Origin of the sequence: Dysgonomonas sp. PH5-45 (assembly GCF_029893235.1) — a bacterium.
GTDB lineage: Bacteria > Bacteroidota > Bacteroidia > Bacteroidales > Dysgonomonadaceae > UBA1309.
In genome coordinates this window covers 37,748-60,083 of the sequence record NZ_JARXWE010000017.1, presented here as the reverse complement: position 1 = coordinate 60,083, position 22,336 = coordinate 37,748, and the positions used below count along the sequence as shown (strand labels likewise).

Below are 22,336 nucleotides of genomic sequence, written 5' to 3'. Positions count from 1 at the left end.
TTGAAATCTCTGACTCGATAATCGCCTCTATAGCGTTTTACGCATTTAGCAAACTCATATCGGTCAACAAACTCTAATAATTGAGAGAAAACATATTTGCCTGAATTCATAACCGTGCAATTTGTAAGGATGCAAAGCTACGGTCAATTCAAATCAAAAAATCAAAGAACGCTTGTATCTTATATATAATCAACCCGTTACGGTTGAAATTAAAAAATTAGCGCATCAGTAGTATTTTTGCATTAGAGATATAAATTGATTAATTATTGTAAAAAGTCTTGAAAAATGAAAGAGTTTTTTGAAAATATGGATCCCACCCAAAGAATATATTGGTATGTGGCTATTGGGGCAAGTTTGCTTTTTGTGTTGCAAATGGTCATATCGCTTGTTGGTGGTGGAGACTCGGATATAGACGCCGATGTTGATACGGATGCCGATTTAGGTGCCAGCGAAAGTCCGTTTCATTTATTTTCGCTCAAAACATTGACTTTTTTCCTTCTTGGTGTAGGGTGGGCCGGAGTCTTGTTTTATGGGCAGTTAACGCCTCTGGCACTCGGGGTATTGTCGATTGTTGTAGGCTGCGTTTTTGTTTTTGTTTTCTATCTGATAATAAAAACTTTTTTCAAGATGGTAGAAGACAATTCTTTCAAGATAGGTGAAACGATAGGTAAAACCGGCGATGTGTACCTCAATATACCTGCCCAGAAAACAGGCAAAGGCAAAGTGCTTATCAGTGTGAAAGGCTCTGTACACGAACTGGAAGCGATAACGCCCGATAAAGAACCTATAAAATCGGGAACAACCATTAAGGTTCTGGATATAGATGGTTCTAATCTGATTGTCACCACTATTCTGAATTAATTTTCACATATAACAATATATAACTTAACACTTTAAAAATTTATGGATTCTGGAATTATTCTGATTGCGATACTTGTAGTTGCCGCAATTCTATTCATTGCATTTCTGTCTTCCCGGTACAAGCGATGCCCGTCGGACAAGATATTGGTTGTTTACGGAAAAACGGGCGGAGCTTCGGCTCGATGTGTTCATGGCGGTGGAGCCTTTATCATTCCTGTTATTCAGGATTATGCGTTTCTCGACCTGAAACCCATATCCATCGAGGCAAACCTACGCAGTGCATTGAGTAGGCAAAATATCCGCGTGGACGTACCTTGTAGGTTTACGATTGCCATCTCTACCGAAAAAGATACGATGAACGCAGCGGCCGAACGTCTTTTAGGTTTAACACCTGCTCAAATACAAGAATTGGCTCAGGATATCCTGTTCGGGCAGTTACGTTTGGTTATTGCCACGATGACTATCGAAGAAATTAACTCCGACCGTGATAAATTCCTCGACAACATCTCTATAAATGTGGATACGGAATTGCGTAAAATCGGTTTGAAGCTTATCAACGTAAACGTAACCGATATTAACGATGAATCGGGCTATATCGACGCTCTTGGTAAAGAAGCGGCAGCCAAAGCCATCAATGAGGCTAAGGTGAGCGTTGCCGAGCAAGAAAAAATGGGGGAAACCGGTAAAGCTCTTGCCGATAGGGAAAGAGACGTGCAAATTGCCGAAACGAACCGTGATCGTGATGTTAAGATTGCAAACACACAAAAAGACCGTGAAGTAAGCATCGCTTTGGCGTCGAGAGACGAATCTATCGGTAAAGCCGAAGCCGCAAGAGATACCCGTGTCAAAACCTCGGAAGCCAATGCAACAGCCATACAAGGGGAGAATGAGGCTAAGATTACGATTGCCAATTCGGATGCTTCGCGCCGTGAAAGAGAAGCTGAGGCTATGCGTCTTGCCATTTCGGCCGAGAAAGTACAACAAGCCAAGGCTTTGGAAGAAGCTTATCAGGCCGAACAGAAAGCCGAGCTTGCCCGTTCCGAAAGGGAACGTTCAACCCAGATTGCAAACGTTGTTATTCCTGCTGAAATAGAAAAGAAAAAAGCTATAATCAATGCTGAAGCCCAAGCCGAAAAGATCAGACTTCAGGCAAAAGGGGAAGCTGATGCTATCTTCGCAAAAATGGAAGCCGAAGCGAAAGGTCTCTTCGAGATACTTACCAAACAAGCCGAAGGTTATAAAGAAATGGTTGATGCCGCAGGTGGTAATCCAACGGAAGCTTATCAGCTGTTGTTGATAGAAAAACTTCCCGAACTGGTTAAAACTCAGGTTGAAGCTATCAAGAACATCAAAATTGATAAAGTTACTGTTTGGGATTCGGGCAAAGGTGCCGGCGAAGACGGAAAAACGTCCACAGCCAACTTTCTGTCGGGTCTGATGAAAAGCGTTCCTCCGTTGAACGATTTGTTTAACCTTGCAGGAATGAACCTTCCGTCTTACCTGAAAGGCGAAGATACAAAGACGCCTATCATCCCTTTGGCTTCGGCCGAAGAAGATGAGCCAGAGGCTAAAGGATAAGGCATTTGTTTACTGATAAATAATAAAAACCCTGTTTAATGATGTTAATTTAAACAGGGTTTGTTCTTTCCTCCGACAATGAAGATAATATACAACAACATATTCCCATTCAAAAGGTTTGCAGCCATCAATATCTTCGGGTTTATTTTTGCCCGGAAAGAGTATGGTGTTCTTTCGGCCCATATCATTAACCACGAGGCGATACATACTGCACAAATGAAGGAGTTGTTGTATATATTTTTCTACCTTTGGTATACCGTTGAGTGGACCGCAAAGTGGATTCGATATAGAAATCCGGATAGGGCGTATATGAATATTTCTTTCGAACGGGAAGCATACGCCAATCAATACAATTTGGAATATTTACAGACAAGGCCAAGATTTGCTTTCTTGCGGTATCTGAAAAAAAGATTGGAGCCATGAATAGAATAAAAGCCGGAATTGTAGGCGGGGCCGGATATACAGCCGGCGAACTGATAAGGATACTTCTGAATCATCCCTACGCTGAGCTTCATTTTGTGAATAGTGTAAGTAATGCCGGCAATAAGTTGTACGATGTTCACAACGATTTGTTTGGCGAGACGGATATGGTCTTTACCGATAGCCTGCCTCTTGACGAAGTGGATGTACTGTTTTTCTGCACACCCTATGGCGATACAGAAAAATTCCTTGCCGGGAATGTTATTCCTAATAGCTTGAAATTGATAGATTTGTCGAACGATTATCGCCTCAATGCTCCCGATAATGATTTTGTGTATGGTTTGCCCGAACTCTATAAAGAGCAGATACAAACGGCACACCGTGTGGCTAACCCCGGCTGTTATGCCACAGCTATACAACTGGCGTTGCTGCCATTGGCAAAAGCCCGATTGTTGAATGCCGAGGTACACATCACAGGCATTATAGGCACTACGGGTGCGGGGGTGAAACCCACATTTTCGTCTCATTACAGTTGGCGGAACAATAATGTTTCCGTTTATAAGGCTTTCAGTCACCAACATCTGGGCGAAGTACGCCAAACTATAGCTTCCTTGCAAAGCGACTTTAAAGAGGATATAAACTTTATCCCTATCAGGGGCAACTTCACGCGGGGTATTTTCGTTACGGCATACACCCATTTTGATGGAACAGAGCAAGATGCAATCCGAATGTACGAAGATTTTTATCGGGATGCCCCCTTTGTTTTTGTCATAAAAAAGAATCCCCACTTGAAACAAGTGATAAACACAAACAAGTGCATTCTCTGCATCGAAAAGCATGGAACGAAACTGTTGATACAATCTTTCATAGATAACCTGCTGAAAGGAGCATCCGGACAGGCTATACAGAATATGAACCTTATGTTTGGTTTTGATCAAGCGGCAGGATTGAAAATGAAAGCCAGTGTTTTTTGAATTTCTTTAGCTTGCTTTAAACTATAAAATAATGCTTTTTCTTTTTACTTTTGTGTTAGTAATAGCAATCACCCTAAGAATATGGCAATAACAGACCCTAAGCAACATATAGACAACCTACGGAGAATTTTGCATGAGCATAATCATAATTATTATGTACTGTCGAATCCTATGATATCCGATTTCGAATTCGACAAATTGCTCCGGGAACTTTCGGACTTGGAATCCCAATACCCCGAATATGCCGACCCTAATTCTCCAACACAACGCGTAGGGAGCGATATAAATAAGCACTTCAAACAGGTTGCCCATAAATATCCTATGCTTTCGCTGGGCAATACTTATTCCGAAGGGGAGGTGACGGATTTTTACGAGAGGGTAAAAAAAGACCTGAACGATGATTTCGAAATTGTTTGCGAACTCAAATTTGACGGAACATCAATCTCCCTGACCTACCGCAATGGGGAGTTGATACAGGCCGTAACCCGTGGCGATGGTGTTGTGGGTGACGATGTTACGGCAAATGTACGCACCATACGCAGCATTCCCCTCACTTTGCAAGGAAGCGGCTACCCCGACGAATTCGAAATCAGGGGCGAGATTCTGATGCCGTGGAAGGTATTTGATAAGCTCAACCAAGAAAGAGCCGAGCAAGAAGAGCCTTTGTTTGCCAATCCTCGTAATGCTGCATCGGGCACATTAAAACAACAAGACCCTAAAGTTGTGGCATCCCGCAAGTTGGATTCTTATCTGTATTATATGGTAGGGAAAAACTTGTCGTCAGAAACCCATTACGAGAATCTGATGAAAGCCCGTGAATGGGGATTTAAGATATCGGACGCTACACGCAAAGTGAAAAGCTTGCAGGAGGTTTTCGATTTTATAAAACATTGGGACGTTGAACGTAAAAGTTTTCCTGTTGCCACAGATGGCATTGTGCTTAAAGTAAATTCATTGCGGCAACAACGAAATTTGGGTTATACCTCCAAATTCCCCCGATGGGCTATCGCCTTTAAATTTCAAGCTGAAAAAGAACTCACAAAATTGCTTTTCGTTTCTTTTCAGGTAGGGCGCACGGGGGCTGTGACTCCTGTTGCCAATCTGCAACCGGTACAACTTTCGGGCACAGTGGTTAAACGGGCTTCGCTCTATAATGCCGATGCCATAGAGGCTCTGGATCTGCATATAGGCGATATGGTTTATGTGGAAAAAGGAGGTGAGATAATACCCAAAATAACCGAAGTGGATGCTTCCGGGCGTGATATGTTTGCCCAGAAAGTCAGGTTTATAGACACTTGTCCCGAATGTGGAGCAAAACTTGTCCGTGACGAAGGCGATGCTGTTTATTACTGCCCTAATGCAAAAGAGTGTCCTCCCCAGATAAAAGGACGGATAGAACACTTTATTACCCGCAAAGCGATGAATATTGCAGGGGGATCGGAAAAAACTATTAACCAACTTTATAATGCAAAACTACTGACCAATATAGCCGACCTGTACACCTTACGTTGGCAAGAACTGATCCGTTTGGACAGATGGGCCGAAAAGAGCGCGAAGAACTTTACGGAAGCCATCAGCCAGTCGGTAAACGTTCCTTACGAGCGTGTATTGTATGCGATAGGTATCCGTTATGTAGGCGAAACGGTTGCAAAGAAACTGGCTTCGGCTTTCCCTTCGATAGAAAAATTGGCAGAAGCAACCCTTGAGCAACTGATCGAGGTTGACGAGATAGGCGAGCGTATAGCCTTCAGTGTTATAAACTTCTTCAAAGACGAAGACAACAGGATTCTTATCGAAAAACTCCGTTCGTTTGGTGTGCAGTTGGAGGTGAGCAGTTCTGTTATGGAACAAAGAACCGATAAGCTGCAAGGACAGACAATTGTTATAAGCGGAACATTCGAGAAACACTCGCGCGACGAGTATAAAGACCTCATAGAACAGAACGGGGGTAAAAACAGTGGTTCAATTTCTTCCAAAACAAGTTTTATCCTTGCCGGCGACAATATGGGGCCTGCAAAACTCGAAAAAGCACAAAAGCTGAATGTAAGGATTCTGAACGAAGAAGAGTTTCTGAAAATGATTGAATAGAAGAGATATGAAGTTTATAAAAACAAATTTTTTCCTGAAAAAGGGAATCAATGATGTCTATAAGAAGAACAATCGACCTCATTCTTTCAAATCGTTCGATGCGGTTAGGGATGTTGTCTTGTTTTTCGATTATCAGGACTATCCTTTGGCCGAAAAAATTATACTCGACCTGAAAGGCTGCGGCAAGCAAGTATCGGCATGGACTGTTGACAACAAAGAAAAAACGGATGCCACCGGGCCTCAATTTAAGTTTCTGCCCGAAGTAAGGGTTATAGAACAGGAAAAAGACCTATCTTGGAAGCAAATGCTACAACCACCCATAGAAGCGGAATTCGATAATTTGCGGTACGATACTTTGTTCGATTTCACGGTTTCGGGAAAAGAAAATTGCCTTACTTATCTTCTGATGAAAAACAAAAGTTCTTTTTGTATCGGGATAAAGGAATCTGAAAAGAATGTTTACGATTGCATTATCCTCAAAGACGAAGATAAAGATATTTTGTACGTGTATGAACAAATAAAATTTTATTTGAACTATATGTTTGGGAGTTCAAATAATTTGTAGATTTGTATTTATATAGATATTCTTCCCTCATTATGCCGAAAATAAACCTTAAAGGAGTAGGGGTTGCATTGGTAACTCCGTTTAAAAATGACGAAAGTGTAGATTACGAAGCCTTAGCCCGCCTTGTAGACTATCAGCTTCAGAATGGAACAGACTATCTGGTTGTGTTGGGTACAACCGCCGAAACACCTACTCTTAGCGATGACGAAAAAAAGCAGATAGTAGATTTGGTGGTTTCGCGCGTTGCGGGCCGCATCCCTGTTATTCAAGGGGTGGGGGGCAATAACACCCGTGCCATAGCCAACGAGTTGAAGAATGGAGCGTTCGAGGGAGTAGATGCTATCCTGTCGGTTGTTCCTTACTATAATAAACCATCGCAGGAAGGTATTTATCAGCATTATAAAACGATAGCCGAAGCATCGGAACTGCCTGTCATTCTGTACAATGTTCCAGGCAGAACGGGGGTAAACATGTCTGCCGAAACTACATTGCGCATAGCCCGCGAATTTAAGAATGTGATTGCTATAAAGGAAGCATCGGGCGATATGAACCAGATGGACGAAATAATAAAGCGCAAACCGGAAGACTTCGATGTCATATCGGGCGATGATGCTATTACTTTTCCTCTCATTACATTGGGGGCTGTTGGTGTTATTTCGGTTATAGGAAATGCTTTCCCTAAGGAGTTCAGCCGTATGACACGCCTTGCCCTTGAAGGTGACTATAAAAGTGCTTTGACCATACATCACAGTTTTAGCGAATTGTTTAACCTACTGTTTGTTGATGGTAATCCTGCCGGTGTAAAAAGCATGCTCAACATGATGGGGTATATCGAAAATAAACTCCGGCTTCCTCTTGTTCCTACCCGTATCACTACTTTTGAGAGTATAAAGAAGGTGCTGATCGATTTGAATATAAAGTGTTAGTCTTTTAAGTTTTAGCGTTTTTAAGTTATTAGCTCGAATATGGTGACAAAAAGTTAAATCTACTATGTTGATTAAACGTTCGGACTGCTTTTTAATCTAAACAGAAAACGAAACAAAAAAACGTAAACTCAAAAATTTAGAAAGATTATGAAGAAGTTATTTTTTGTCATAGCACTGATCGCAACAGCAACATTGACCATTAGTGCCGAGAATGCTCGTGCTCCTCAAAAAAAAGATAGGCTTTGTTTGCTGCAAAAACTGGATTTGACTACCGAACAGCAAAAGCAGATAGATGCCATAAATGCCGATTATAGAGAAAAAAAGAAAGACCTGAACTACAAAGGAAAAAGTCTGAGAGCATCCAGAAACGAGGCCATAAATAAAGTACTTACCCCCGAACAACAGACCGCACTGAAAGAGACAGGTAGAGTGAAGAACGATTATTACGGAAAGAAAATAAACCGCATGAAAATGAAGGGGGATATGGATTGCAAAATGAAGTTCCGTTTTAGCGAAGAAACACAAGGGAAACTTTCGGCTCTGCGCGAAAATCATAAAAAAGAACTTGAGGCCATAAAAAGAAGCAGTATAGATCAAACAGAGCAACAAAAACAAATAAAAGAACTAAAACTAAAATTTAAAAATGACCGTAGGGAAATAGTACGAAGCGAGAAGGAAAAGTATAATACGAAAAATTAAACATTTAACAGGTTTTTTCCTTGACGGTTTTTTTAGATTATGGAAAGAGATATCCGCTATGGGTATCTCTTTTTTCTTATTCTTAATTCGATGTTCGTATTTCTTAAAAAATGTATTAAACGCCTGTTTGAAAATAAGATTTGTTATATCTTTGTTCTTGAGAAAAAATGCACTGTTGGTTGTGGGTGCTGAAAGATAAATACAGATTTGATATGAATATATTTAAAGTGGGATTGGATGTAGGATCTACTACTGCAAAAATGGTTGCTGTAGACGATTCGGGACAGATAATCTTCTCTAAATATGAACGGCATCATGCCGATGTGAAAACAGCAGTTCGCACGTTGTTTGGGCAATTGTTGGCGGTTGTTGGCGAATGTAAAATAGGCTTAACTATAACCGGATCGGCAGGCATGGGGCTTTCAGAACGGTTTTCTATTCCCTTTGAGCAAGAAGTTGTTGCTGTATCAAATCTGATAAAAAAGAAATTCTCAAATATCTCGACTGTAATAGATATCGGCGGCGAAGATGCCAAGGTTATTTACTTTTCGGATAGGGGTGTACCCGATATGCGAATGAATGGCAACTGTGCCGGAGGGACGGGTGCCTTTATAGATCAAATGTCAATTCTGCTCGATTGCAGCATAGAGGAGATGAACTCTTTGGCTTTGCAGGCCGAACATGTATATCCCATAGCTTCGCGCTGTGGTGTGTTCTCGAAGACCGATGTCCAGAACTTGGTGAGTAAAAATGTATCGAAAGCCGATATTGCGGCGTCTATTTTTCATGCGATAGCCGTGCAGACTGTTGTTACATTATCGCACGGATGCAGCATAAACCCCAGAGTATTGTTTTGCGGAGGGCCTCTTACTTTTATTCCCGCTTTGCGGAATGCCTTTATAAACTATCTACATCTGAACGAAGACGATTATGTGATTCTTGACAACTCAAACCTGCTCCCTGCATGGGGGGCTGCTTTGGCCGATAGGACAGAGGCTGAGCCGGTAGTATTGTCGGGGTTCTTAGAATTCTTACAAAAAGAGGAAAAAGGGCTCGATTTGAAAATAGATAATCGTTTGGAAGCGATTTTCAGTAATGATCAGGATGTTAAGGAATGGCATGAGCAAAAAAATAAAAAACAAATAAAATCCACACCGCTTAAAGATCACAAAGGTTACTGCTATCTGGGTATAGATTCGGGTTCAACAACAACCAAAATAACGTTGATTGACGAAGCCGGAAACCTTCTTTATAGCTACTATGCTCCCAATCAAGGGAACTCTATACAGGCTGTCCGTAATGGTTTGTCAGAACTGCTTGCCAAAAGTCATGAAGCAGGCGTAGATCTGCAAATAAAAGGCAGTTGCTCCACCGGATATGGCGAAGATTTAATAAAAGCGGCATTTGGGCTCGATTATGGGGTGATAGAGACAATAGCCCATTATTTATCGGCAAAAACGATGGACCCCGAAGTCTCTTTTATCCTCGACATTGGTGGGCAGGACATGAAGGCCATGTTTATCGAAAACGGGGCATTATACCGAATGGAGATAAACGAGGCTTGTTCGTCGGGCTGTGGGTCGTTTATCGAAACGTTTGCTAAATCGCTGAATTATACGGTGCAAGATTTTGCAAAGATTGCCTGTACGGCCAAGTATCCTTGCGATTTGGGTACGCGCTGTACGGTGTTCATGAACTCGAAGGTAAAACAGTTTTTGCGCGAGGGGGCTACCGTAGCCGATATTTCGGCGGGGCTGTCTTATTCGGTAGTGAAAAACTGTTTGTATAAAGTCCTTAAACTGAAAAATACCACAGAGCTGGGCCGGCATATTGTAGTTCAGGGAGGCACTATGCGCAACGATTCGGTTGTGCGAGCCTTCGAGAACCTTATAGGCTTGGAAGTGCATCGTAGCAACCTGCCCGAACTGATGGGGGCTTACGGATGCGCTTTGTTTTCGAAGTCGATGCAGAGCCAAACGAAAGTTGTAAAGCTCCAAGACCTGTTGCAGGCAGCCCAATACACAGCCCGGCAGATTAATTGCCGTGGATGCGAAAACGTTTGCCTCATCAATAAATATACATTCGATAACGGAAATATTTATTATTCCGGAAATAAGTGTGAAAAAATATTTTCGAACGGTGCGGCGGCACAAGTAAGAGGCACTAACCTATATACAGACAAATACGATAAGATATTTAATCGCCCAAGGCTGAGTGGCGATGCGTCGAAGCCTGTGGTGGGCATACCCCGTATTTTGAATATGTTCGAAAATTATCCGTTCTGGAACGCTTTGTTCAACGAATGTGGTGTACAAACATACTTGTCGGAACCCTCAACTTTCAAGAAATATGAGGAGGGAGTCCATTCGGTGATGTCTGATAATATTTGTTTTCCTGCAAAGTTGGTTCATAGTCATATTTACGATTTGATGGAAAAAGGTGTAGACCGCATCTTTTTTCCTTATGTGGTTTATGAGAGGCAAGAAAACGCAAAGGCGGTGAATAGCTATAATTGCCCAATCGTGTCGGGTTATTCGGATGTGGTGAAAAGCGCAATAGGCCCTCTTGAAAGCTACAATATACCTGTCGATTCGCCCAACATAACATTTAAGGACGAAAAACTGCTGAAGAAAAATTGTATAGTTTATTTCAAAACATTGGGTGTTTCCGATAAGCAGGTTTGCAGGGCGGTCGATAAGGCACTTGCCGCTCAGCTCCGGTATGAGGAGGAAATGCGGGAAGCAAACGAACTTTTGTATAAGAAAAGCTGTGAAGAGGGGCGATTGTCTATTCTTTTGGCCGGTAGACCTTATCACAGTGATCCGCTTGTGCAACACAAACTATCGGACATGATTGCCGATTTAGGAGTAAATGTTTTGACGGAAGATATTACACGGAACAACGATAGCATTGATGTAGACCGCGAAACTCACATGATATCGCAATGGGCATACATTAACCGTATAACAAAAGCTGCCAAATGGGTTGCCACGGAAGGTGCGAATATTCATTTCATGCAGATGACGTCTTTTGGTTGTGGCCCCGATGCTTTTTTGCTGGACGAAATAGCTAATATACTGAAACGGCACAATAAATCGTTGACTATACTGAAGTTGGATGATGTAAGCAATATCGGTTCCATCAAACTACGTGTAAGATCTCTCATCGAAAGCCTTAAATACAGTGGCGCTAAGTCGGGGGCAATCAAACCCTTTGTTACAACAAAAGTTTACCGGAAGGAAGACAAGAAAAAGCGGAAGATTATCGCGCCTTTCTTTACAGACTATCTTTCGCCGTTTGTGCCTACCATACTAAAGCTTTCGGGCTTTGAGGTAGATCAGTTGCCCAAGAGCGATATAGAATCGGCCGAAACCGGACTGAAATATGCAAACAACGAGGTTTGCTATCCGGCAACACTGGTTGTAGGTGATATTATTAAGGCCGTACAATCCGGAAAATACGACCCTGAAAACACCGCCGTAGCTATAACACAAACAGGAGGGCAATGTCGTGCCACTAATTACATTGCCTTAATAAAGAATGGCTTGGTGGATGCCGGATACCCACAAATACCTGTTGTTGCACTGGCTTTTGGCGGATTGAGCAACGAACAGTCGGGCTTTGATATAAATTGGTTCAAGATAATAAAGATTACACTTACCGCCATATTGTTTGGCGACTGCCTGTCGCAATTCTATCACGCTTCGGTGGTACGCGAAAAGAGTAGGGGGCAGGCTCAGAAGTTGAGAGATTATTATATAGAAGCCGCCAATCAGCGTATAGCCGCTAACGATTCTAAAGGATTGTTGCAGCTGTTGGCTACTGCGGCAGCTGACTTTAATGGTATTGTCAATGATGATGATAGCTATCAGAAAGTTGGAATTGTTGGAGAGATATATCTGAAATTCCATTCGTTTGCTAATCGTGATGTCATAAATTGGTTGATAGAAAATAAGATAGAGGTATGCCCTCCGATGTTGAGTAATTTCTTTTTGCAGACCTTTGTAAACAGGAAATATTCGAAGGAAAGTAATTTGGAACGGTCTGGTTTGCCAGATTGGCTGATGAAGAAAATCTATAAGCTTACTTATAAATATGTGAATAAAGTAAATGAAGCATCGTCTGCTTTTCGGTACTTCGTGCCATTGCCCGATATATTTGAAGAGTCGGAACACGCTAAGGGCATTGTGTCGTTGACAGCGCAGTTTGGCGAAGGGTGGTTGTTGCCGGCCGAAGTTGTGTCGTATGCCAAGCAGAATGTGAATAATGTGGTGTCATTGCAGCCCTTTGGGTGTATTGCCAATCATATTGTGGCTAAAGGAGTGGAGAAAAAAATAAAAACACTTTACCCTCGGATGAACTTATTATCGCTCGACTACGATAGCGGTGTAAGCGATGTAAACATAGTGAACCGACTGCATTTGATGATTAATAATTTGAAATAAAAGAACAACCTGTTTTACAGCATTAAAAGAAATCTATCTTAGTTAGAGATAGATTTTTTATTTTTGCGGACTTTAAACCTTTTGTTAACGAGTAAGTCTAAAATCTTAAATATTATTGTATATACTGGGCATTAATATCGGTTGACGAATAAATACCTATATTTGTAGATACAGATTGAGTGTTCAATATTTATGATAACCTTTTTAGCAAATTTTGTTTTGATTAAAATTAAATTTTTATACAAATGAAAAAGTATTTTTTATCTCTAATCCTGGCACTAACATGTGTTTTAACCGGATTTGCACAGCTTCCGTCGGTAAGCCTAAAAACAATGGACGGAAAAACTATCGATACAGCGAAACTCAACAATGATGGCAAGCCATTCATTATAAGCTTTTTTGCAACATGGTGCAAACCTTGCCACCGTGAGTTGAAAGCCATAAATGAAGTTTATGCCGATTGGCAAGACGAAACAGGTGTAAAACTGTTTGCCGTGTCGATTGATGAGGCTCAGAATGCCGCTAAAGTAAAACCTTTGGTTGATGGCTTTGGTTGGGATTACGATGTTTTGCTCGACCCTAACAGCGACTTTAAACGTGCTTTAGGTGTAAATATGATTCCCGCAACGTTTGTTGTAGATGGAAACGGAAAAATTGTTTCAACCAGAACAGGATATAGCGATGGGTCGGAAGAGCATCTTATAGAAGAAGTTCGTAAACTTGTCAATGCGGAATAAGAATAATCTATGAAAAAGAATTATCTGAAGTTAGGCAGTTTGTTGTTGCTCGGTCTCCTTTCGGCGAACCGGGCTTCAGCGCAGGAAGGAAACGACAGTTTCTGGAAAGATTTTAAAATTAATGGTAGTCTCCAGTCGGAAATAATGCTTTTCCCCGAAAAGGATAAGAAAATCGGGGCCGAAGGCTCGGACGATTGGTGGCTCACCAATACATATTTCAACTTAAACCTGAACAGTAAACATATTGAAGCCGGGGCTCGCCTCGAATTTATGGAGCATCCGCTGATAGGTTTCGACGAAAAAGACTTTGAGGGTTGGGGTGTTCCTAATATTTATGTGACAGCCAAATTCGACAAGATACAGATTACTGCCGGTGATTTTTACGATCAGTTTGGTAGTGGTCTCATTTTCCGTACTTACGAAGAGCGTAGTTTGGGTATAGATAACTCTCTGCGTGGGGGGCGTATCGCTGCTCAGCCATTTAAAGGAGTACGCTTGAAAGTTTTGGGAGGTAAGCAACGTTATTATTTTGACCACCACAAAACATTTATTTGGGGTGCGGATGCTGAATTTAGCATTGACCAATGGAGTAAAAAACTTGCGGAATCGAACACATACCTTACTTTTGGTGCTTCGTATGTAGGCAAACACAGAGGCGATGAATTTATAGAAGCAGGAGTGAATCCTGATGATCCTACTATACATTACAAACTTAATCTGCCCGAAAATGTTGGAGCTTTCGATTTCAGAGCAAAACTGCAAAAGGGTAATTATAGTTTCTTAGCAGAATATGCTATAAAGAACAATGACCCTACATTCAGAAGTGTTTATAAAGAAAATAATCTTAATCACCCTTATATCTATCGCAAAGGACAAGCATTGCTGTTAGCGGGTTCATATTCTAAAAAAGGGATGAGTGTATTGTTGCAGGCAAAACGCAGCGATAATATGTCGTTTATGAGTACACGACAGGCTCCAGGTGGAAATCCATCAACATTGTCTTCTACTATAAACCACTTGCCGGCATTTGTTCAGCAACAAACATACGCATTGGCCACGCTCTATCCGTATTCAACCCAGCCCGAAGGAGAGTGGGCTTTCCAGGGTGAACTATCATATACCTTCAAACGCAATACTCCGCTGGGAGGAAAATACGGAACACGCGTAAAACTTGGAGGTTCTCATATCCGCAGTATAGAAATGGATCCTGTTGAACAAAAATATGGTACATGGATGGGTACAAAAGGCTATAATTCTTCCTTCTTCAAGATGGGTGGAAAAATCTATTATCAGGATTTGATTTTTGGAGTAGAAAAGAAAATGAGTGCTCCACTGTTGATGAATTTCACATACATGCATCAATATTTTAATCACTTGGCTGTATATGGAAAACCTACTACTTTAGATAAAGCAGAAATAGTGAAAACTCATATTTTTATTCTTGAAGGTAAATATAAAATTAATAATAAGAACACCTTGCGTGGGGAATTGCAATATCTGACAACCAAACAAGATTATGGTGATTGGATTGCGGGAGTTTTGGAATATTCTCTGCTTCCGTATCTGATGTTTTCGGTATCGGATACATACAATGTGGGCGAAACTGATATTCATTATTATATGGGGTCGGTTACAGGTACATACAAATCGCACCGATTGATGGTAAGCTATGGTCGTACACGCGAAGGCTATAACTGCTCGGGAGGTGTATGCCGCATAGTACCGGCTTACAAAGGTTTACAACTATCTTATAGCTACAATTTTTAAGAAGAAAAAACAATGAACAAACTAATTTATATACTCGCAGCCATATTTGCTCTGTCTTTTCAGGCATGCGATAATATTGACGAAGCAGATCGTTATATCGACTTTCCGGTGGTTTCAAGTAAAAGAGTTTTATTGGTCGATTTTACAGGGCAGAGATGTGTTAATTGCCCAACCGCAGCCGAGCTAACTCACAATCTTGTCAGTACAATATACGGAGATAGTCTTGTTGTGGTGTCTATGCATGCCGGGAATCAATCTGTAAAACCTTTGCGTACAGATATGGGTGATAAATACATAGAGTTTTATGGTGTGCCAAATGTTTTTCCAACAGCAGTAGTTGATGGAGGTAAGCCATCGAGCGAATATAGCTCATGGCCTGGTTTGGTAAGTGTTCGCGCAGCAAAAATGTCTCCGGTGAATATTGCTTTAACAAGTAATTTTAATTCCACAACGGGCGATGTGAATGTAGAATATACCGTAACAGGTGTTCAAGATCAAGATAATCTTAAAGTATTGCTTTGGGCTTTAGAAAGCGGAATACAAGCCCGTCAGCAAATGCCGGATGGAGGTTATAATGACAAATACATACACAATCATATATTCAGGGATGCCATTAATAGCATTTATGGCGAAGTTGTTACTGTTGCTAAAGATGAACAAGTGACGAAAAACGTTGTTTATACTATAGCTAAGGGCACTGATGGTAAGTTTGTATGGAATACCGACAATATGAGTGTTGTAGGGTTTGTATATAATGAACAGACCAAAGAGGTGTACGATGTAGAAGAGATATCTCTTTACTAAAAGAGATTTGAAAAAAGACTATAAATTAATAAAACTGAAAAATATATGAAAAAGATTTTTACATTATTTGTTGCATCACTGTTTTTAGGTGGAGCATCAATTTCTGCTCAGTCTTTGTTTTTTGTTCGTGATGGACAACGTATGGCTGATAATGCGGAGATAACAATTACAGAAGTTGAAGATGATGGTTTTGGCGGCTTGGCTATGGAGTCGGGAGTACATTGCGAAAATACCTCTATATTTCCTGTCAACGCAACTATGAGCCAAACTGTAGTAACTGCGCCACAGGCAGGTGAGTTAAGTTTTTGTTTTGGCAACTGTGTTATAGGCAATAATGATATTTCGCTAAACTTCTCGGTGCCGGTTGGTGTATCATCAGGAAATCCACACCTTTCTTTTCTTCCTGAAAAAGGCTCTTATACGCAAGTAAAGGTTATTTATAAACTATATCCTGAAAGTAATACTGAAGAGTCTGTAACTCTTACTATAAACTATGATTATAAAGATACTCAGGGTATTAATGATGATGCAATTAGCCAACGTAACGTAAATGTTATAACAGCCGGTGGCAACACTGAGTTTGTATACGATTTCGATAAATCGGCTAATCGTCGGTTAGCGGTTTATGACGTAACAGGACGCGTTGTTTATAAAACATCACTAAGAAACTTAAGTGGTTCGCAAAGCGTAGGTTTGTCGAAAGGTGTTTACTTCTATACAATAGAAGAAGGACGAAACTTAGTTGAAACAAATAAGTTTATAGCAAGATAAGGAAAGACACCAGATAAGATAATGAAATATGGACAGGATTCAGGTTTTTAGACTTGAATCCTGTTTTTTTTGCTTTTAGTGAAACTCTCCGGAGATGTTTTTAGATTACGAAGGAAGTATTATAAGCTTTTCGTTATAAATATTACCGCCACAAGAAACAGACAAGATATATACTCCACTATCCAAATTTGATGTACTGATGATATGTGTTGTACTATTGGATTTGGTGCTCAAAACCATTTTTCCGGAGTTGTTGAACAATTGAATAACTTTTTCACCATTCAATGCGCTTCCGAACTCAATATTAATTGTTTTTGTTGTTGTATTGGTGGATACACTGATATCACTGTCTGCAAATTCATTTTCTACCGATGCTGTTCCTTGCCTTACTTCAGCTTTTGTTAACAACCAATGCGAAGGATCGAATGTAATGGATCTTATTTTCTTATCGGAGGGTATATCGTGCGAAAAATACTGTGACGTCTGGCCTTGAAAAAAAGAAACTAATTCGCTGGATCCATCTTCATAATTGATTTGCAGGTCAAAATTTATTTTGAATAGGGGAGTAGTGGCCGGAACTGTGGTGGTTTGGTCGGACTTTAAATACAATTTGCTATCGGTTTCTTGCCAAGTGATATTGAAACACGGGTATCCTTCCCCATAAAACCATTGATCGAAAAAGTAAGTAAAATCTTCTCCCGACAATTCGGACAAAACATCTATAAAGTCCTTCAAATTTGCAGAAGAGTTTGCAAATTTTTGTTGATAAGCACGGAGCATCTTAAAAAATAAATCATCGCCCAATTCATGCCTTAACATATGGACAAGTGCGGCACCTTTGTAGTATGTTAAAATATTGCTGAATATCCGGTCGGCATCGTCAATATATTGAGCTGGTACATAAACGCTGCCTTCTTTTCCTTCTATTCGAATGTTTTCTAATATATTGTTGTTAAAAGCATCGAATGCATATTTCTGTCCATAAAGATGTTCATACCAAAGGTATTCGGCGTGCATGGCAAAACCCTCGTTCAGCCAAACGTACTCCCACGATGAGCATGTAACATTATCTCCAAACCACTGATGTGCCAGCTCGTGTGCAATTACACCTTCACTAAAAATGCTTAATGTTGTCATTGTTTGGTGTTCCATGCCTCCTCCCATAGGCGCAGCGGCATGTCCGTATTTTTCGGACTGAAACGGATAAGGACCAAATATCGAAGAAAAGTATGTAATCATATCTCTCGTTTTGTCGATATTTGGTTTGTGTTTTTCGAAAAAATCCGAATCATTATATATATAATTCTGAACTAATAGATTTGTTTTTGCTTCTGGAATCTCGGCATAGAAAGAGTAGTCCATATAATCGGCAACGGCTATCGATATCAAATAATAGTCAATAGGGTAGTTCGATTTCCATTCGTATCGTACCTTGTTGTCAGGGAGTGGAACAACATTACTGAGCAAGCCGTTCGATGCTACCTTATTGATGTTCGATGTTGTGACAAATACCCAAACGGAGTCGACCTTGTCGGTCAGGTCTTGCTTTACGGGAAACCATTGATAAGCATTATTGGGTTGGGATAGCGTCCATGTAACATTTTTGTTTGTGCTCTTTTCCAATTGCGTTCTTATTCCGGAAAAATGCCCATTGTCTTCCATCAAAGCCCCATGATAGTGTATCCGGACATCGAACAATGTGCCTTTTTCAAAATTCAAGTTGGTAACTAATCTTTCGTCACCCTTGTTTAAGAATTCTTTTTTTATCCCGTTTACAAAGACACTGTCGATGGTATAATCGGCATGAAGATGAAACGAAAAGGTTTCCATAGATGGAAGAATAACTTCGGCTTTAATGGTAACGTCTCCCGATAGTTGTACCGTATTATTTTCGGCATGAAGATTCAGAAAATACCACTTCACATCGTAAGCATATTGTGGCTCTGTGGGCAGTACTTTTAATATATTTCTATTGTTTTTTTGTGGTAAGTTATCCCACCACACTTGATTGGTATGTCCATTTGCATTCTGGGTAAATAGAACATAAAAAAATAATAAACATCCTGCTAAAAAATAATTCTGTTTCATATTTATTATTGAGGTTGTTGAAGTTTCTATTCTGAAAATAGATTGTCTATATCCTGTCTCTTCTGGCACGAAACGAAAAGGAGAAGAAGTGTAAGGAGGACAACTATATTAAACTTTCTCATGAAAAGTACTTGTTTGTTTTGATGTGCAATATAGTGATATAATTGTATGCCGCATGTTTTTACAGTTGTAAAATCAACATATTCTTGCTTTATTATTTTGTACTAAAAAGCCCCAAACACCTTTACAATAAAAATTGTTTGCTTTTCTTTATTCGAAAAAACGCAAAAAAGTTTTGTAGTTAAAAAAAAAGTGGTACTTTTGCATCGGTTTAAATGCCACCTGTTACGGGATGTAGCGCAGTCCGGTTAGCGCACCTGCTTTGGGAGCAGGGGGTCCCAGGTTCGAATCCTGGTATCCCGACAAATAGAGTCTGACTATTATTAGTTAGGCTTTTTTGTTTCCGCTATGGTTTCCGTTTTATAAGCTTTATATATAGAGTTATCATTATCTGTAAATTGGTAATTAGGTAACTTTTTTATTAATAATTCATCAGGAATAATTATTAGCCATAAATAGCTATTAATCAAATTTGTAACAGCATAATCCCCTTCGTAATTGTTGAGGTTGTCTTTTGTTCTTACTAAGAAATCTTTCGGGAAGTTGGTATATTCGCTTATGTTCTTAAAATTTAAAATATAAAAGGTCTATGATGCGGGACTGTTTCGGTTTTTTCATCGAAGTATTCTTTGAAATATTTTTTTCCTATTTTATCTGCCGTTTTGTGATAAATTTCCTGCTCTTCTAATAAAGAAATATACTCTTTATTGTCATTTACATGCCCCAATCCAATAATATAATAAAGAGGAAAATCATCAATTATATTTTTATCAATAATTGAGTATAAGCCCATAATATACCCCTCAACATAGGTATAATCTGGGTAGTTTTTGGCTTTTAGCATTCCCTTTTTAAAATACTCATAAGTTTTAATCTGATTAAATATTTTTTCAGCATTAAATATTATTCCTGACTTGGAATGGTACATAAAATAATCAAAAGCATGTTTAAGACCATCCTGATAAAATAAATTATATAATCTTGTTGTAGATTTTTTCTCGTAATATAAGTCGGTAGAAACTCTATGGGCTTTAGCATTTAAAATTGATAATAGTTCTATTGTTTCAAGATTGTCTTTTGGAATTAGATAATTTGAACCCTCTAAATGTTCTCTAATAATTGATATAAAATATCTCCCGTCCGTATTAATTACAGTTGCTTTTTCTTTTGCAAATCTTTCTTTGAATGAATTGTCTATGGTAACAATATAACAATGAGGCAAAATATCTCTCATTTCCTTTTTAAGATAAGAATATATCTTATTGAAGTCGAAATCGTTAAATGAAAAACCTATAAAAACAACAGTCTTGGTAGCTAAAATAGTTTTCAAATAACTACCCATTAATCCCGATTTAAGATTTTTATAGCAATTATTATAATCTTCTGTAGTTGCAATAATACTTCCATAATTACTTATTGAGCCATGAATCTTGAAAACTTTTCGACCAGAAGTATTATAAAAAGCAAAATCTTCTGCTGTTACAATTGGGATTGCATTACACTCTCTTTCAAAATAATCGTCCCAGTTAGTAGTAAAGATTGTATCTATCAAATATATTGATGATAACTCTCGGTGAAAGCTTGTAGCATCCATATATAGCTCATTAAATTGATGGCAATATTCAAATCGATGCCTAATTTTTTCTAATAGTAATTGTCTCCCATTCTTTTGTTCGCAATATAAGGACATTAAGGTTGGGAAATCATAATTTGTATTAGCAGGAAGGTCTAAATCTAAAGCCACATCTCCATATAAGGTTTCTTTAAATATTCTCTTTGATTCTGTACTAATCCCCGCACCTGCAAAAATCACTAAATTTCCGTTCTTTGCAGCCTCAATAATCTCATGTGGTAAATCAAATGGAAGATTATTTTTGCAATGCACGCATTCACATCCCATAATATTATCCTTTTTGGTCGATTGTTTTCTGCATATCTCAAAAATACAAATTATATTGAGTGTTAACAAAATTGCATTAAAAGTAATCATTTTAGTACGAAAGAGTAAAAGAATTTCAGTATAGATTTTTAGTTCCATTTAATTTCACGCAAATTATATTTATCTCATCTTTATAGATTAAAATATTTGTATCCTACAAAATATTATATCTTTGTTATCAGAATAAAGCTCCCATTATAGGGGGATTGTACTTTTTATGTCCAGTTTATAGGAATCCGCAAATTCAAATAGACGAAATAGGACGGAAGATAGTACGCTTCTTTTATTTAGAAACTTAAAAACAAAAATTTGGGATCACCCTGGAAAGTTGTGGAGGAGAAAACAAAAAGATATTTTTTTTGATTTAATAGGGAGCTTTATATATAGAGTTGGCGTATTTTGTATCTATAGAATACTTATTGTTAGCAGCTTATGGTGATTTTCCTTTTGATTGATACTATATTCTATTTCTTCTTCTCGCTCGAAAAATTAAATTTGTCTTCACAAGAATTCGGGATGATCCATGAAAACTTCAGATGAAATGCAAAGCAAAAAAATGTAGATATCAAAACCTGTAAAAAACAAAGATAGTTGTCGGGCTAGCTCGACAACTATCTCATAAATTATTAATATTTTGTCTAATTAAACCTATAGCCCCTTTTTAGGACGGGACAATTAGTTCAACAACTCATCGATGCAAACAGCCAAACTATCTTCCCAGCGAGGTATTCCAAGGCTGTAGACTGTTTTTATTTTAGTTTTATCCAATACGCTATATTGTGGTCTGACGGCGCGCGTGGGATAGGCACTTGTTGGTATCGGATTCACTTTGCAGCTTGTAATACCTGCCAATTTATGAATAGCTACAGTAAAGTCGTACCAGGTCGTAACTCCCTCGTCAGAATAATGATATATGCCCGGAACGAAACCTCCTTTTTCGGCCATATTTAATATATTTACTATTGCTTTTGCTAAATCGGCGGCGTTGGTTGGCGTGCCTGTTTGGTCGGATACAACATTCAGTTCGTTGCGCTCCTTACCCAGACGAATCATGGTTTTTACAAAATTATTCCCATAAACTGAATACAGCCATGCCGTGCGGATAATAACCGATTCGGGGCAAACCTCCTGCAATACAGCTTCGCCTGCCTGCTTGGTAATACCATAAACCGACTTTGGACAGACGGCATCAGTTTCGACGTAAGGACTCGTTTTTGTTCCATCAAAAACATAGTCGGTCGACACATGAATAACCCTCGCCCCATGTTTCGTCGCAGCCATTCCCAGATTGCGTACCGCATCCGTATTTATTTTCCGGCAAAGTTCCTCATCATCTTCCGCTTTATCGACAGCCGTATAAGCAGCACAATTAATTATATAATCGATAGAATTTCCAGAAACAAAAGCCTCCACTGCTTCCGGGTTAGTTATATCAAGTTCGGCCACATCTGTAAAGAAAAAACGAAAGTTAGTTCCGTCATTACTAACAATTCTCCTCAATTCGCTACCCAACTGACCGTTAGCCCCTGTTACTAATATATTTTTTTGCATATA

18 protein-coding genes and 1 tRNA gene are annotated in these 22,336 nt (G+C 39.4%); 14 read left to right on the top strand and 5 right to left on the bottom strand.

Annotated features, from left to right (window positions below; all coding sequences use genetic code 11):
* A partial coding sequence (locus tag M2132_RS07720) for a DUF4372 domain-containing protein (protein WP_280698249.1) occupies positions 1–110 on the bottom strand: 110 nt, incomplete at its 3' end.
* 175 nt (positions 111–285) lie between these two features.
* Between M2132_RS07720 and M2132_RS07715 the strand changes: the two genes are divergently transcribed.
* From M2132_RS07715 to M2132_RS07655, 13 genes are all read left to right on the top strand, one after another.
* Complete coding sequence (locus tag M2132_RS07715) at positions 286–861, top strand: NfeD family protein (RefSeq protein WP_280672735.1); 576 nt, start codon at positions 286–288, stop codon at positions 859–861.
* Between the two features lie 42 nt (positions 862–903).
* Entirely contained in the window at positions 904–2,439 is a 1,536-nt protein-coding gene (locus M2132_RS07710) for a flotillin family protein (protein ID WP_280672736.1), read from the top strand.
* A 78-nt stretch (positions 2,440–2,517) separates the two neighbouring features.
* Positions 2,518–2,862 carry a hypothetical protein gene (locus M2132_RS07705; RefSeq protein WP_280672737.1) on the top strand — a complete coding sequence of 115 codons (345 nt, stop codon included), beginning with the start codon at positions 2,518–2,520 and terminating at the stop codon, positions 2,860–2,862.
* A complete protein-coding gene (gene argC, locus M2132_RS07700) occupies positions 2,859–3,833 on the top strand; it encodes an N-acetyl-gamma-glutamyl-phosphate reductase (RefSeq protein ID WP_280672738.1) in 975 nt (324 codons plus the stop codon). Before M2132_RS07705 ends, argC begins: the two co-directional genes overlap by 4 nt.
* A gap of 81 nt (positions 3,834–3,914) precedes the next feature.
* Positions 3,915–5,921 carry an NAD-dependent DNA ligase LigA gene (ligA, locus tag M2132_RS07695; RefSeq protein WP_280672739.1) on the top strand — a complete coding sequence of 669 codons (2,007 nt, stop codon included), beginning with the start codon at positions 3,915–3,917 and terminating at the stop codon, positions 5,919–5,921.
* 7 nt (positions 5,922–5,928) lie between these two features.
* Complete coding sequence (locus M2132_RS07690; protein ID WP_280672740.1) at positions 5,929–6,486, top strand: DUF6913 domain-containing protein; 558 nt, start codon at positions 5,929–5,931, stop codon at positions 6,484–6,486.
* 32 nt (positions 6,487–6,518) lie between these two features.
* The gene (gene dapA, locus M2132_RS07685) at positions 6,519–7,412 is read left to right on the top strand and encodes a 4-hydroxy-tetrahydrodipicolinate synthase (protein ID WP_280672741.1); all 894 of its coding nucleotides are present in this window, start codon (positions 6,519–6,521) and stop codon (positions 7,410–7,412) included.
* A 147-nt stretch (positions 7,413–7,559) separates the two neighbouring features.
* Entirely contained in the window at positions 7,560–8,111 is a 552-nt protein-coding gene (locus M2132_RS07680) for a hypothetical protein (RefSeq protein ID WP_280672742.1), read from the top strand.
* Between the two features lie 212 nt (positions 8,112–8,323).
* Positions 8,324–12,556 (top strand): acyl-CoA dehydratase activase-related protein, encoded by a 4,233-nt coding sequence (locus M2132_RS07675; protein ID WP_280672743.1) that lies wholly within the window; start codon positions 8,324–8,326, stop codon positions 12,554–12,556.
* Positions 12,557–12,801: 245 nt separating this feature from the next.
* On the top strand, positions 12,802–13,293 hold the full coding sequence (locus M2132_RS07670; protein ID WP_280672744.1) for a TlpA disulfide reductase family protein: 492 nt from the start codon (positions 12,802–12,804) through the stop codon (positions 13,291–13,293).
* A 9-nt stretch (positions 13,294–13,302) separates the two neighbouring features.
* Positions 13,303–15,060 carry a DUF6029 family protein gene (locus M2132_RS07665; protein ID WP_280672745.1) on the top strand — a complete coding sequence of 586 codons (1,758 nt, stop codon included), beginning with the start codon at positions 13,303–13,305 and terminating at the stop codon, positions 15,058–15,060.
* A gap of 12 nt (positions 15,061–15,072) precedes the next feature.
* Positions 15,073–15,864 (top strand): Omp28 family outer membrane lipoprotein, encoded by a 792-nt coding sequence (locus tag M2132_RS07660; protein WP_280672746.1) that lies wholly within the window; start codon positions 15,073–15,075, stop codon positions 15,862–15,864.
* A gap of 45 nt (positions 15,865–15,909) precedes the next feature.
* Positions 15,910–16,635, top strand: coding sequence for a T9SS type A sorting domain-containing protein (locus M2132_RS07655; RefSeq protein ID WP_280672747.1), 726 nt, complete (start codon positions 15,910–15,912; stop codon positions 16,633–16,635).
* A gap of 105 nt (positions 16,636–16,740) precedes the next feature.
* On the opposite strand, the gene M2132_RS07650 is transcribed toward M2132_RS07655, so the two are convergent.
* Positions 16,741–18,723, bottom strand: a complete 1,983-nt coding sequence (locus M2132_RS07650; protein ID WP_280672748.1) for a M1 family metallopeptidase — start codon at positions 18,721–18,723, stop codon at positions 16,741–16,743.
* 348 nt (positions 18,724–19,071) lie between these two features.
* Between M2132_RS07650 and M2132_RS07645 the strand changes: the two genes are divergently transcribed.
* Positions 19,072–19,146, top strand: a tRNA-Pro gene (locus M2132_RS07645).
* Between the two features lie 20 nt (positions 19,147–19,166).
* On the opposite strand, the gene M2132_RS12115 is transcribed toward M2132_RS07645, so the two are convergent.
* The 3 genes from M2132_RS12115 to rfbD all read right to left on the bottom strand — a co-directional run bounded on the left by M2132_RS12115 (position 19,167) and on the right by rfbD (position 22,333).
* On the bottom strand, positions 19,167–19,403 hold the full coding sequence (locus M2132_RS12115; protein ID WP_407932416.1) for a HEPN family nuclease: 237 nt from the start codon (positions 19,401–19,403) through the stop codon (positions 19,167–19,169).
* Between the two features lie 11 nt (positions 19,404–19,414).
* Complete coding sequence (locus tag M2132_RS07640; protein ID WP_280672749.1) at positions 19,415–20,881, bottom strand: SIR2 family protein; 1,467 nt, start codon at positions 20,879–20,881, stop codon at positions 19,415–19,417.
* 576 nt (positions 20,882–21,457) lie between these two features.
* Entirely contained in the window at positions 21,458–22,333 is an 876-nt protein-coding gene (gene rfbD / locus M2132_RS07635; protein WP_280672750.1) for a dTDP-4-dehydrorhamnose reductase, read from the bottom strand.
* Between the last annotated feature and the right edge of the window lie 3 nt (positions 22,334–22,336).

What these genes read in the sequence shown, in the direction of transcription:
- M2132_RS07715 (WP_280672735.1), top strand. Translation starts at nt 286, where the DNA reads ATGAAAGAGTTTTTTGAAAATATGGATCCCACCCAAAGAATATATTGG.
- M2132_RS07710 (WP_280672736.1), top strand. Translation starts at nt 904, where the DNA reads ATGGATTCTGGAATTATTCTGATTGCGATACTTGTAGTTGCCGCAATT.
- M2132_RS07705 (WP_280672737.1), top strand. Translation starts at nt 2,518, where the DNA reads ATGAAGATAATATACAACAACATATTCCCATTCAAAAGGTTTGCAGCC.
- argC (WP_280672738.1), top strand. Translation starts at nt 2,859, where the DNA reads ATGAATAGAATAAAAGCCGGAATTGTAGGCGGGGCCGGATATACAGCC.
- ligA (WP_280672739.1), top strand. Translation starts at nt 3,915, where the DNA reads ATGGCAATAACAGACCCTAAGCAACATATAGACAACCTACGGAGAATT.
- M2132_RS07690 (WP_280672740.1), top strand. Translation starts at nt 5,929, where the DNA reads ATGAAGTTTATAAAAACAAATTTTTTCCTGAAAAAGGGAATCAATGAT.
- dapA (WP_280672741.1), top strand. Translation starts at nt 6,519, where the DNA reads ATGCCGAAAATAAACCTTAAAGGAGTAGGGGTTGCATTGGTAACTCCG.
- M2132_RS07680 (WP_280672742.1), top strand. Translation starts at nt 7,560, where the DNA reads ATGAAGAAGTTATTTTTTGTCATAGCACTGATCGCAACAGCAACATTG.
- M2132_RS07675 (WP_280672743.1), top strand. Translation starts at nt 8,324, where the DNA reads ATGAATATATTTAAAGTGGGATTGGATGTAGGATCTACTACTGCAAAA.
- M2132_RS07670 (WP_280672744.1), top strand. Translation starts at nt 12,802, where the DNA reads ATGAAAAAGTATTTTTTATCTCTAATCCTGGCACTAACATGTGTTTTA.
- M2132_RS07665 (WP_280672745.1), top strand. Translation starts at nt 13,303, where the DNA reads ATGAAAAAGAATTATCTGAAGTTAGGCAGTTTGTTGTTGCTCGGTCTC.
- M2132_RS07660 (WP_280672746.1), top strand. Translation starts at nt 15,073, where the DNA reads ATGAACAAACTAATTTATATACTCGCAGCCATATTTGCTCTGTCTTTT.
- M2132_RS07655 (WP_280672747.1), top strand. Translation starts at nt 15,910, where the DNA reads ATGAAAAAGATTTTTACATTATTTGTTGCATCACTGTTTTTAGGTGGA.
- M2132_RS07650 (WP_280672748.1), bottom strand. Translation starts at nt 18,723, where the DNA reads ATGAAACAGAATTATTTTTTAGCAGGATGTTTATTATTTTTTTATGTT.
- M2132_RS07640 (WP_280672749.1), bottom strand. Translation starts at nt 20,881, where the DNA reads ATGGAACTAAAAATCTATACTGAAATTCTTTTACTCTTTCGTACTAAA.
- rfbD (WP_280672750.1), bottom strand. Translation starts at nt 22,333, where the DNA reads ATGCAAAAAAATATATTAGTAACAGGGGCTAACGGTCAGTTGGGTAGC.